General features: G+C 59.7%; 11 protein-coding genes. 10 read left to right on the top strand and 1 reads right to left on the bottom strand.

Annotated elements, in window-relative coordinates:
• Positions 1–77 precede the first annotated feature (77 nt).
• Genes BGO89_11315 through BGO89_11330 form a run of 4 tightly spaced genes read left to right on the top strand, consistent with a single transcriptional unit; the run spans position 78 to position 3,811 of the window.
• The gene (locus BGO89_11315) at positions 78–1,124 is read left to right on the top strand and encodes a hypothetical protein (protein OJX57089.1); all 1,047 of its coding nucleotides are present in this window, start codon (positions 78–80) and stop codon (positions 1,122–1,124) included.
• Between the two features lie 13 nt (positions 1,125–1,137).
• Positions 1,138–1,968 (top strand): hypothetical protein, encoded by an 831-nt coding sequence (locus BGO89_11320; GenBank protein ID OJX57369.1) that lies wholly within the window; start codon positions 1,138–1,140, stop codon positions 1,966–1,968.
• 26 nt (positions 1,969–1,994) lie between these two features.
• Positions 1,995–3,041, top strand: coding sequence for a hypothetical protein (locus BGO89_11325; GenBank protein ID OJX57370.1), 1,047 nt, complete (start codon positions 1,995–1,997; stop codon positions 3,039–3,041).
• Entirely contained in the window at positions 3,038–3,811 is a 774-nt protein-coding gene (locus BGO89_11330; GenBank protein ID OJX57090.1) for a hypothetical protein, read from the top strand. The genes BGO89_11325 and BGO89_11330 overlap by 4 nt, the downstream gene beginning before the upstream one ends.
• Before the next feature lie 121 nt (positions 3,812–3,932).
• Here the strand turns inward: BGO89_11330 and BGO89_11335 are convergent, their stop codons facing one another.
• The gene (locus tag BGO89_11335; protein ID OJX57091.1) at positions 3,933–4,211 is read right to left on the bottom strand and encodes a hypothetical protein; all 279 of its coding nucleotides are present in this window, start codon (positions 4,209–4,211) and stop codon (positions 3,933–3,935) included.
• A gap of 334 nt (positions 4,212–4,545) precedes the next feature.
• On the opposite strand from BGO89_11335, the gene BGO89_11340 reads away from it, so the two are divergent.
• The 6 genes from BGO89_11340 (at position 4,546) to BGO89_11365 (ending at position 11,299) form a co-directional block, all read left to right on the top strand.
• Positions 4,546–4,956, top strand: coding sequence for a hypothetical protein (locus BGO89_11340; GenBank protein OJX57092.1), 411 nt, complete (start codon positions 4,546–4,548; stop codon positions 4,954–4,956).
• 71 nt (positions 4,957–5,027) lie between these two features.
• Entirely contained in the window at positions 5,028–5,792 is a 765-nt protein-coding gene (locus BGO89_11345) for a hypothetical protein (GenBank protein ID OJX57093.1), read from the top strand.
• A gap of 119 nt (positions 5,793–5,911) precedes the next feature.
• A complete protein-coding gene (locus tag BGO89_11350) occupies positions 5,912–7,603 on the top strand; it encodes a potassium-transporting ATPase subunit KdpA (protein ID OJX57094.1) in 1,692 nt (563 codons plus the stop codon).
• The gene (locus BGO89_11355; protein ID OJX57095.1) at positions 7,600–9,660 is read left to right on the top strand and encodes a potassium-transporting ATPase subunit B; all 2,061 of its coding nucleotides are present in this window, start codon (positions 7,600–7,602) and stop codon (positions 9,658–9,660) included. Before BGO89_11350 ends, BGO89_11355 begins: the two co-directional genes overlap by 4 nt.
• 5 nt (positions 9,661–9,665) lie before the next feature.
• Positions 9,666–10,733, top strand: a complete 1,068-nt coding sequence (locus tag BGO89_11360; protein OJX57096.1) for a hypothetical protein — start codon at positions 9,666–9,668, stop codon at positions 10,731–10,733.
• A gap of 11 nt (positions 10,734–10,744) precedes the next feature.
• Positions 10,745–11,299, top strand: a complete 555-nt coding sequence (locus BGO89_11365; GenBank protein ID OJX57371.1) for a hypothetical protein — start codon at positions 10,745–10,747, stop codon at positions 11,297–11,299.
• The last annotated feature ends 3 nt before the right edge of the window (positions 11,300–11,302 follow it).

Consider the following 11,302-nt stretch of genomic DNA (forward strand, 5'->3'; position numbering starts at 1 on the left):
AAGATATGTTGGTGAAATACGGTAACTTCGAATTCAGATCGAGAACGATTCATTATCTGGCAGAAGGGATAGAGACTATGGAACCAGCAAGCATCCGTGAGACATGGAATAGGATGCGTACGTCGGCACGCCCCCCGCGTGCACGGGACGCCGCCGCCCAGATGGGCATCAGCGAAGGGGAGCTTGTAGCTGCGCTGGTAGGAACCGAGAACGTGCGTCTGGACGTTTCGTGTCTGGACATCATGAAGGGGGCCGGGACCTTCGGCTATGTGATGGCGCTGACCCGTAACGAAGCCTGCGTCCACGAACGCAAGGGTATCTACAAGAATGTCTCCGGGTCTCCCGAACACGTCCTCGTCGTCGGCGCCGACATCGACCTCCGGATGTTTCCGCGTCATTGGGCCTATTCGTTCGCATGCGAAACCGAGTCGCCCCGCGGCACGCTGCGGAGCATCCAGACGTTCGATGCTTCGGGTACGGCCGTCCACAAGATCTATCTGACGGAGACGAGCGACCTCGACGCCTACAGGAAGTTCGTGGAACAGTACCGTAGTGGTACGCAGGATGACGGTCTCGCCGTTCGCCCGGCTCCCGCGCCGCCCGTATCGTCCACCGATGTGGACGTCGAACGGTTCCGTGCCGACTGGCGCGCACTGCGCGATACGCACGACTTCTTCCCGATGCTTCGCAAGCACCGTGTGACGCGCATCGCGGCCATGCATGCTGCCGGTGACGACCTCGCACGTTCCATTCCTCGCGAATCGATCACGACGATGCTGAATGCCGTGAGCGAACGCAATGCCGAAATCATGTGCTTCGTCGGCAACGATGGTGCGATCCAGATCCATTCCGGGCCTGCATCGAACATCATGGCGACGGGTCCGTGGATCAACGTGATGGATCCGCTCTGGAACCTTCACCTCAACCTCGATCGCGTACATACCGTATGGGCAGTCGAGAAGCCGTCCGACGACGGGCCGATCCACTCCATCGAAGCCTTCGCGGAGAACGGAGACTTCATCGTCCAGTTCTTCGGTAAGCGCAAGCCCGGCGTTCCCGAACGCGAGGACTGGGCATCGCTCTGGCAGGAACTGCGTCAGGCGGGAGAGGTGGTCAATGGCTGATCGTATGGCCGCGATGCGCCGCCTGTGTCTGATCGCGATGATCATGACGATGGCCGTGTCGTCCCTTTCCGCGCAGCGTATCGTCTCCGTCGGCAGTGTCGTCACCGAGACGCTCTTCGCCCTCGGTCTCGGCAGGTACGTCGTCGGCGTCGACGTCACGAGTACGTATCCCGCTTCCGTGCATTCGCTCACGAATGTGGGATACTTCACGGCACTGTCGACCGAAGGACTGCTGAGTCTGAAGCCTACGCACATCGTCGCCATCGGCGAAGCCGGTCCCCCGCACGTGATCGGACAACTCAAGGCGGCAGGGGTGAAGATCGTTACCGTCGAACGTCCCGAGACACTCGACGAAACCTGCCGCTGCATCGAAACCATCGGTGCATCGTTCGGTGCGGCGGCGAAAGCCAGGGAGCTCACGGCGAAGTTGCGTTCCGACATGACCGCCTTGTGGAAGGAAATCACCGCGAAGCCAGTCGGTAAACGTATCCTCTTCCTCTATCTGCGCGGCAAGAGCGTCACCTACATTTCCGGCAAGGGCACGGTGTCCGATGCGATGGTACAGTCCGTGGGAGCCACCAATGCCATCGATGCCAAGGGCAACATCGCCATCACGGCGGAGTCCGTGATCGGCGCGAATCCCGACATCATCGTCGTCACAGAGCATGGCGCGGCGAGCGTCGGGGGAATGGATGGAGTGAGAGCCCTGCCCGGGGTGGCGGCCACCCGTGCCGGTAAGGCCGGGAAGATCGTCAAGGTCGACGATGCGTTGATGCTTACCTTCGGTCCGCGCCTTGCGGAAGGAACGAAGACGTTGTACGACCTGTTACGGAACGCGCAATGACGACGGATGCGATGACGATGCCGGAGATGGTCATCATGCGCCGACGTGTGCGCAGGGCCGTCATGGTACTGACCGGACTCGCCGTCCTGCTGGCCGTGGCCTTCGTGATGGCCATCAGTCTTGGTGCCCTTCCTATTCCGGTTTCGGACGTCGTCGATACGTTGGTGGATGTCGTGACGGGTCGTTCAGCGAGCGACCCGTTGCATACCACCGTGATCCTGACGATACGTCTGCCCCGTGTGCTCGCATCGGCGGCGGCAGGCGTCATCCTCGCACTCAGCGGTGTCCTGCTGCAGGGACTATTCCGCAATCCGCTGGCCGACCCGGGACTGCTCGGTATCAGCAGTGGTGCCGCGAGCGGTGCGATGATCTTCATTCTGACGAGCGGTGGCACCGCACTCGCGGCCTCTGCATTCTCCCTTCCTGCCGCTGCCGCCATCGGTGGTCTCACTGCCGTCGTGCTGGTATGGCGTCTTGGAAGTATCGGCGGTACATCGTCGGTGTCGCTGATGATTCTCGCAGGCGTCGCCCTCAATGCCCTGCTCGGAGCCATCATCGGTTTCTGCAGTTACGTGGCGACGGAAGCACAGCTCAAGAACATGTCCTTCTGGCTGCTCGGCAGTGTCGGTGCGGTGGATGCCACGATGGCCGGCATCATGTGCGTGATCGCCATCGTGAGTCTGATCTGTGCCCAACCGCTGGCCCGCGGTCTCCACGTCCTCGCTCTCGGAGAACGGGAAGCCGCCCATGCCGGTGTGCCCGTACGGCGTCTGACGACGAGCGTCATCCTGCTCGTCGCCGCAGGTGTGGGAATCGTCGTGGCCTACTGTGGTCCGATCGGCTTCGTCGGTCTCGTCGTTCCTCATATCGTGCGCATGCTCATCGGATCCGATCTGCGTACGGTGATACCGGGCTCGGCCCTTCTGGGCGCTACGCTGCTCATCGCATCGGACTGCCTGGCACGTACCATCGTCATCCCGCGCGAACTGCCGATCGGAGTGGTAACGGCAGCGATCGGCGCGCCCTTCTTTCTCAGCCTGCTGATTCGTCAGCGCAGACGGGAGTTCGTATGATCACAGCATCATCCATTGCCGTACGACGCAAAGACACCGCGATTCTCGACGGCGTTTCCCTCACGGCCGAACCCGGTACGATCACGATGATCATCGGGCCGAACGGTGCGGGAAAGAGTACGTTCCTGGGGGTTCTGGCGGGGGACGTCCGCCCTTCATCGGGTATGGTGGAAATGGGCGGTCGTGACATCCGGCAGTATCATCCGCGTGAGCTGGCTGCGTTGCGTGCGGTGGTACCCCAGCATACGGCCACGAACGTTCCGCTGCCCGTCATCGACGTCGTGCAGGGAATGGCCCAGTCCCGCTCGTGGTGGCGGGGAAACGGGGACTATGGAGCGATGGATATACTCGAACAGGTCGAGTTGCGACACAAGGCCTGCGATATGTTCTCCACGCTTTCGGGGGGAGAACGCCAGCTCGTCATGATCGCACGCGCGCTCCATCAACTGCGACAGGGAAAGTCGTCGAAGTCCGTGCTCCTGCTCGATGAGCCGACATCCGCCCTGGACCTCCGTCATCAGCGCATCGTCTATCGTCTGATGCGCGAAGCCGCCGATCTGCATTCGATGTCCGTCATCTGCGTATCGCACGACGTTCTCGCGTCGGCCGAACGGGCGGACCGCCTTCTGGTACTGGACAGGGGAACGTGTGCCTTCGTCGGCAGACCGGTCGACCTGGTAGGAACGGACCTGCTGACGGATCGCTTCGGCGTACCGATCGAAGTGCAGCGCTACAACGAACTGCAGGTACGTCTCGCCCTCGTGGGGTGACTCCTCTGGCATCCTGTCACGATCGTATCGATGACTACATTGACAGGCCAATGCCCACATGAAGAAGGACAACTGCTCTCACGATCAGCCGCCCTTCCATTCATCGGATGTGCATTAAAGCCTATGCCGATGCTTCCTTCTCATGACCGGGAGAAAGCAGCATCTCCCAGAACAAGGGAGATGTAACACCGAGGATCACGAAGAACAAACTGCTTTCGATCCCCTCGTGTGTGCCACGAGGTAGTACCGTCGCCGACAGCACCGATACACCCAGGATGCCGGCCATGATCAGCATACGTACGAGAGGCTTGATGTCCCAACGCGGGACCAGCATGCTTGTCGCGATCGACGATACGACGGCTGCGATATAGGCAACACCAGGCATCTCGAAGCCCAGCATGTCGAGAATGCCAATCGTGAAAATCGACGATGCCAAAGGCTCAAACGTTCTGCGGTTCATATTCTTCCTGTCTTCATTGTTATCTCGCCACGATATGCAACATGGCTTCACAGTAGCGCGAACGGTGCATCGAACGATATGAAGATGCGGAATGTCCGGTCGTAACGCAATTGACGAATAGCACACGTAATTTATGAACGGGGAGCTCTATCTCCGTCAGGAGCTATTATGATGTAGTATCTATGGATATCGAGAGGATGCTGCCATTGAATGCCCTTTCCGTCGTATTACTATGGGGCGTTGGATCGTTCACACAACGAGAAGCGAGATACACATGAACTTCATTGGGTTCAGGATCGATCATACACAATTGATCGTCGGCGAGGACTTCTATGATCTTCACAACTACTATGTTTTTCGTAGCCTGACCTACGATGTCGTTGCGCGGATAGTGACGCTCGAATGGATCGTTTCCGTGGCGGATTATGTCCCGGAGGATTGCCCACGCGCGATCACCCTCATCATGTCGGACGTGTCATTCTTCGCCGCATCGCCACGCAACCCTGAACATGGTTATCGCGAGGATACTTGCCTTGGCTTGAGTCAGTTCGTCAGTGAGGACATCATACAGTCCTTCGGTGCGGATTTCGTAGGAGCCGACAGGCCACACTATATGTTCGATTTCATGTCCGACTTCATCCTGAGGGTCTATGCAGCCGAAGTCCATTGCAGAATCGAAGCGTAGTGTCTTTCCGGATCGGTGGCTTGAACGTTTCCCTTGACTCTCACGTAACGTCAGCCCCTATCTTCGATACCATGCAACAGACAACGGCATACTATACCGTACAGAGGCTGGCGGAACTGGCTGGCGTAAGCGTCCGGACCTTGCACCACTATGACCATCTCGGCCTTCTGAAGCCGTCGCATCGAAGCGAAGCCGGCTATCGGCGCTATTCCGATGCCGACCTTCTGCGGCTCCAGCAGATCCTGTTCTATCGGGAACTGGATGTTCCGCTCAGGAAGATCGCGACGATCCTCGACGATCCGGACTTCGATCTGGTCTCGGCATTGAAGGGGCATCGCCACGAGCTGACCCTGCGTGTCGAGCGGCTGCGCCGTCTGTTGCAGACGATCGGTCGAACAATCACTACACTGGAGGACAAGACAATGCCTGTATCACGTGAGGATCTATATGAAGGCTTCGCACCCGATACTATCGAACGATATGAACGGGAGGCGAAGGAGAGATATGGCGAAGATGCCGTCGAAGACACGACGAAGCGTCTGTCCGCACTTTCGAAGGGCGAGTGGGATGCGGTAAAGAAGGAGGGCGAGGCGATCGCGCAGGAACTCGTTCCATATCTGGGAACGGATCCTGCAGGCACCGAGGTACAACGTCTGGTGGTACGCCATCATCGCTGGATCGAGAACTTCTATCCGTGCAATGCCGAGAGGTACCGTGGCCTGGCCGAACTCTACGTGAGCGATCCGGAGTTCAGGCGATATTATGACGACCGGCATCCTGGTCTGGCGGATTTTCTGGGTACGGCGATGAAGGAGTTCGCGAAAGCTCTGGAATAGGCTTCGTACCAGGGCATGGGGACGATCTTTATACGGTCTTAATGCCATGCCCCTGACTATTGATCCGGCCTTGATGGATGTCGTGGCAAGTTGCAGGTGTTCATTCAGAAAGGATCACGATGTCTTCGATGATGTGGGTTCAGCTCACCGTCTTCCTCGGTGTGCTGATGCTGGTGGGCCCCTCGCTCGGCAGGATCATCGCGGCGATAGCGACCGGAGAACGGTCGTCGTTACTGCGATGGCTGGGACCGGTCGAGGGGTTCGTCTATCGCTTGACCGGTGTGGACGCCGGTCGTGAAATGACGTGGTGGCAGTATTGCCGTACCATTCTTGTCGCCAATGTCGTTGGCGTCGTCGTACTGGTGCTGTTGCAACAGGTGCAGCAGTGGCTCCCGCTGAATCCGGATCACGCCGGCAGGGTTCCGTTCCTGCTTTCGCTGAACACGGCGGTCAGCTTCGTGACCAATACGAACTGGCAGGCCTATGCAGGAGAAACGACGCTCAGTCATCTCACGCAGATGATCGGCCTCGGTGTGCAGAACTTCCTCAGTGCGGCTGCCGGCATGGCCGTGCTGTTCGCACTGGCCCGCGGTATCGTCCGTACGGAAACCGACAAGGTCGGCAATGCATGGGCCGACATGACGCGCTCGACGATCTACATTCTTCTCCCTCTCAGCGTCATCGTTTCCATCCTCCTGCTTGGCCAGGGTGTGATCCAGAACTTCGATGCCACAACGCAGATCGCGACGGCAGGTAGTATGGAGCAGATGGTGCCGATGGGGCCGGCGGCCTCGCAGGTCGCCATCAAACAGCTCGGCAGCAATGGAGGGGGGGTCTTCAATGCGAACAGCGCTCATCCTCTTGAGAATCCGACACCGTTCTCGAATCTCGTCGAGATGCTGAGTCTGCTCCTGATTCCCGTCGCATTGGTCTTCGCCTATGGCCGTATGGTCAATGACCGCAGACATGGGCGCATCCTCGTCGCATCGTTGATGGCCCTCTTCGTGACCTTCATCGGCTTTTCCATGTGGGCCGAGTTCTCTTCCAATGGAGCCGTGGGCATGACGACGGCGATGGAAGGGAAGGAAGTGCGCTTCGGCATCACGAACAGCATCCTCTGGAGCAATGCCACGACGGCGAGCTCCAACGGTTCGGTGAATGCCATGCACAGCTCGCTTTCGCCCGTCGCCGGTGGACTGGCGATGCTCAACATGATGCTCGGTGAAGTCGTGTTCGGAGGCGTTGGGTCTGGTATGTACGGTCTCATCGTCTTCATCCTGCTGACGGTCTTCCTCGCAGGGCTGATGGTAGGGCGTACGCCGGAATATCACGGCAAGCAGATCGGATCGTTCGAGATCCGGATGAGTATGATCGCCGTGCTGTTGCCCAGCACGTGCATCATGGTCGGTGCGGGGCTCGCTCTCGCCACGGAGGCCGGACGTGCGTCGATGCTGCACGGCGGTGCGCACGGTGTATCCGAAGTCCTGTATGCCATGGCCAGTGCGGCCGGCAACAACGGAAGTGCCTTCGCAGGCCTCGATGCGTCGAAGGACTTCTATACGATCGTCACGAGCATCTGCATGCTCGTCGGACGCTATGGCGTCATCATTCCCGTGCTTGCGATCGCCGGCCGCATGGCGTCGAAACGCAAGGTGCCGATGGGGCCGGGAACCTTCCCCACGGATACGCCGATCTTCGGTATGCTCCTTCTCGTCGTCCTTCTCATCATCGGCGCACTGACGTTCTTCCCGGTGCTGTCGCTCGGACCCATCGCAGAACATCTGATCATGAGTACAGGAGGTGTGCAATGATCTCCCGTGAAGCAATGAAGACGGCGTTGGTCGACGCCGCAAGGAAATTCCATCCGAACGATCTTCGCCGCACGCCCATCATGGCCCTCGTCGCCATCGGTGCCGTCGTCTGTACCGCCATCGGCTTCTACAATCTCGCGAACGGTATTCCGGCTTCCTTCGATCTGCAGATCGCCGGCTGGCTGTGGGCCACGGTCTACTTCGCCAATATCGCCGAAGCCGTCGCCGAAGGCCGCGGCAAGGCCCAGGCCGAAGCATTGCGCAAGATGCGTACCACGGCTATGGCACGACGTCTGCGCGACGGCAGAGAACAACGCATTCCCGCATCGGAGCTCGTCGTGGACGATCTCGTCGTCTGCGAAGCGGGTGACCTCGTACCGTCCGACGGCGAAGTGGTCGAGGGTATCGCCTCGATCGACGAGTCAGCGATCACGGGCGAGTCTGCCCCTGTCATCCGCGAGAGCGGTGGCGACCGCAGTGCAGTTACCGGTGGCACGACCGTCATCAGCGACCGTATCGTGGTGCGCATCACTGCGGCACAGGGTAGCGCCTTCCTCGACCGTATCATCGGCCTCGTCGAAGGTGCCTCGCGCCAGCGTACACCGAACGAGATCGCACTTTCGAACCTTCTGCTCGGCCTTACCGTCGTATTCCTCCTCGTCGTCGGCTGTCTGCCGATGTTCACCGGCTTTCTCCGTGACGGGGGATTCGGCATCGCCGATACATCGCCTACGGTCCTCATCGCCCTCGCCGTCTGCCTCATTCCCACCACCATCGGTGGTCTCCTCAGTGCCATCGGTATCAGCGGTATGGACCGCATGGTACGCCGCAACGTGATCGCACGCAGCGGTCGTGCCGTCGAAGCGGCGGGGGACGTCGACGTCCTCCTGCTCGACAAGACGGGCACGATCACGTACGGCAACCGTATGGCGACATCGCTGATGCCCGCACCGCACGTGAGCGCCACGGATCTCGCAAGGTCGGCCATGATCGCATCCCTGGCCGACGATACGCCAGAAGGGCGCAGTATCGTAGCGCTCGTCCAGACCCGTCATGCCGAAGCCAACGATACGTCGGGCTCGCTACGGTATACGGCCATTCCGTTCACGGCCCAGACGCGCATGAGTGGTGCCGATGTGGATCGTAACGGTACGGTCATGGAGATCCGCAAGGGTGCCGTCGATGCCGTGCGCTCGTATCTGCAGGAGCGTCGTGCCACGATCCCACCCGAATGCGAAGCCGATGCACGCCGCATCGCACAGCAGGGATGTACGCCGCTGCTCGTATGCCAGGACGATCGTGTGATGGGCGTGGTGGAACTCAAGGACGTCGTCAAGGAAGGCATCCGCGAACGATTCATGCAGTTGCGGTCGATGGGTATACGCACGGTGATGATCACCGGCGACAATCCGTTGACGGCTGCCGCCATCGCCGCCGAAGCCGGCGTGGACGACTTCATCGCCGAGGCGCGACCCGAGGACAAGCTCGCCCGGATCCGCAGCGAACAGGGCGAAGGCCGCATGGTGGCGATGATCGGCGACGGTACGAACGATGCGCCCGCTCTTGCCCAGGCCGACGTAGGCGTGGCGATGAATACCGGCACGCAGGCGGCACGCGAAGCAGGGAACATGGTCGATCTGGACAGCAACCCTACGAAGCTCATCGAGATCGTCGAGATCGGGAAACAGCTCCTCATGACGCGTGGTGCCCTGACGACGTTCAGTATCGCCAACGACGTATCGAAATACTTCGCCATCCTGCCTGCGATGTTCGGTGCATTGTACGTGGTATCGGGCGGTGAACACGGACCGCTCGCCGTACTGGATATCATGCGACTTCATTCCCCGCACAGTGCCATCCTGAGTGCCGTCATCGTGAATGCACTCCTCATCGTACTGCTGATTCCACTCGCACTTCGTGGCGTTGCCTACGTACCCGCAGGTGCCGCCGTCGTCCTGCGCCGCAACGTCCTGATCTACGGCGTGGGCGGTCTGCTGGCCCCCTTCCTCTTCATCAAACTGGTCGATATTCTTCTCACAGCATTGGGATTCGTATGAGACGGATGTTCATGGCAGGACTGATCGTGGGTTCCTGCTCGTTTTCGGATATGGCGTTATCGGCAGCGCAGGACTCTTCGCTGACCATCAACGGTAACGTCGATGTCATGTATTCGTGGTCGGGCAATCAGCCGAGGAATCATCAGCGGTCGTTCCAGACGCAGCCGTCGCGTAACGACGAGATCATCGTCAATCATGCACTGCTCGCCTTCAGGTACGGCTCGGATGACTATCGTCTGCGCGTTGCCTTGCAGGCCGGTACCTTCGCCGAAGCCAACTACGTGGGCGCCGACGCCGCGTGGAAGAACGTCCACGAGCTCTCGGCAGGTGCACGGATCGCGAATGGACTGTGGATCGATGCCGGCATCATGCCGTCGCATATCGGTTACGAGAGCATGATCGCGCGTGACAACATCAACGTGAGCCGCTCCCTCATCGCCGACTATACCCCCTACTACGAAGCCGCGGTGAAGCTGACGTGGTCACCGAGCCCGATGATCGATGCCAGTATCCTTCTGCTCAATGGCTGGCAGCAGATCGTCGACGTCAACGACGACAAGGCCTTTGGATCGCAGATCGTCGTCAGGCCCACATCGGCGTTGACGATGAACTGGAGTACGTACGTCGGCAACGAGCCTACGCCGTCGGGATCGGGCCTTCGTATCCACAATAATGTTTGGGTGCAACTGCAGGCGTCGGACGACCTGTTACTGGCTCTTCTCGCGGATGCATGCATTCAACATCGCCCGGCCGATTCGACGAGTGGTACCGACGCGACCCACAACATGTGGTATCTCGCACTGCAATCCCGATACTCCGTTTCCGATGCGGTGCGGATCGGAGCCCGCATGGAATGGTTCGACGATCCGAACACGATCCTGATCGCACCGGCCAATGCAACGTCGTTCAGGACCGGCGGCGCCTCGCTCAACATCGACGTCCTTCCTTCGACTCCCGTTCTGCTGCGTGGTGAGGTGCGTTGGCTCGGCGCCGATAACGATGTCTTCCCATCCGATAACGGTTTCCGTTCATCCGACGTCTTCGTGACGGCGTCGATGAGCGTGGCATTCTGAGGAGCATGACGATGAACAAGCTCATCACTCTGATATGGCAGTCCGTGGCATTCCTCGCCGTCATGACGATGCTGACCGGAGTCCTGTATCCCGGCCTGATCGCCGGGTTGGGACTGGTCATGGGGCCATCGAAGGACGATATCGCGATGTCGATCGGCCCTGTCGTCGAATCGCCGACGTACTTTATCGGCCGTCCTTCGGCCGTGAACGGCCAGCCGTTACCGAGCGGTGGCTCGAATCTCGGACCCATCAACGCGAAGCTGAAGACGCGGATCGCAGAACTGCGGGATTCGCTGTCGAAGCGCTTCAACGTACGACCGTCCGACGTACCCGATGATCTGGTGACGATGTCGGCGAGCGGTATCGATCCGCACATCAGCCCGCAATCGGCACGGATACAGGTCGGGTCCGTGGTGAAGGCACGGGGATGGCCGGAATCCTGGCGCGGTGACGTCGTGGACCTGATCGACCGCATGACGGAATCGCCGCAATACTTCATGCTCGGCGAGTATCGCGTGAACGTCAGGAAGCTTAATGTTGCGCTGGACCAACTGCCGCAACAGTAACGG

Source organism: Candidatus Kapaibacterium thiocyanatum (assembly GCA_001899175.1).
Taxonomy (GTDB): Bacteria; Bacteroidota; Ignavibacteria; order Kapaibacteriales; family Kapaibacteriaceae; genus Kapaibacterium; species Kapaibacterium thiocyanatum.

Bases quoted from the DNA above. Each gene is read 5' to 3' on its own strand.
- BGO89_11360 (OJX57096.1), top strand. From the start codon at position 9,666: ATGTTCATGGCAGGACTGATCGTGGGTTCCTGCTCGTTTTCGGATATG.
- BGO89_11345 (OJX57093.1), top strand. From the start codon at position 5,028: ATGCAACAGACAACGGCATACTATACCGTACAGAGGCTGGCGGAACTG.
- BGO89_11340 (OJX57092.1), top strand. From the start codon at position 4,546: ATGAACTTCATTGGGTTCAGGATCGATCATACACAATTGATCGTCGGC.
- BGO89_11320 (OJX57369.1), top strand. From the start codon at position 1,138: ATGCGCCGCCTGTGTCTGATCGCGATGATCATGACGATGGCCGTGTCG.
- BGO89_11355 (OJX57095.1), top strand. From the start codon at position 7,600: ATGATCTCCCGTGAAGCAATGAAGACGGCGTTGGTCGACGCCGCAAGG.
- BGO89_11350 (OJX57094.1), top strand. From the start codon at position 5,912: ATGTCTTCGATGATGTGGGTTCAGCTCACCGTCTTCCTCGGTGTGCTG.
- BGO89_11335 (OJX57091.1), bottom strand. From the start codon at position 4,211: ATGCTGGGCTTCGAGATGCCTGGTGTTGCCTATATCGCAGCCGTCGTA.
- BGO89_11365 (OJX57371.1), top strand. From the start codon at position 10,745: ATGAACAAGCTCATCACTCTGATATGGCAGTCCGTGGCATTCCTCGCC.
- BGO89_11315 (OJX57089.1), top strand. From the start codon at position 78: ATGGAACCAGCAAGCATCCGTGAGACATGGAATAGGATGCGTACGTCG.
- BGO89_11330 (OJX57090.1), top strand. From the start codon at position 3,038: ATGATCACAGCATCATCCATTGCCGTACGACGCAAAGACACCGCGATT.
- BGO89_11325 (OJX57370.1), top strand. From the start codon at position 1,995: ATGGTCATCATGCGCCGACGTGTGCGCAGGGCCGTCATGGTACTGACC.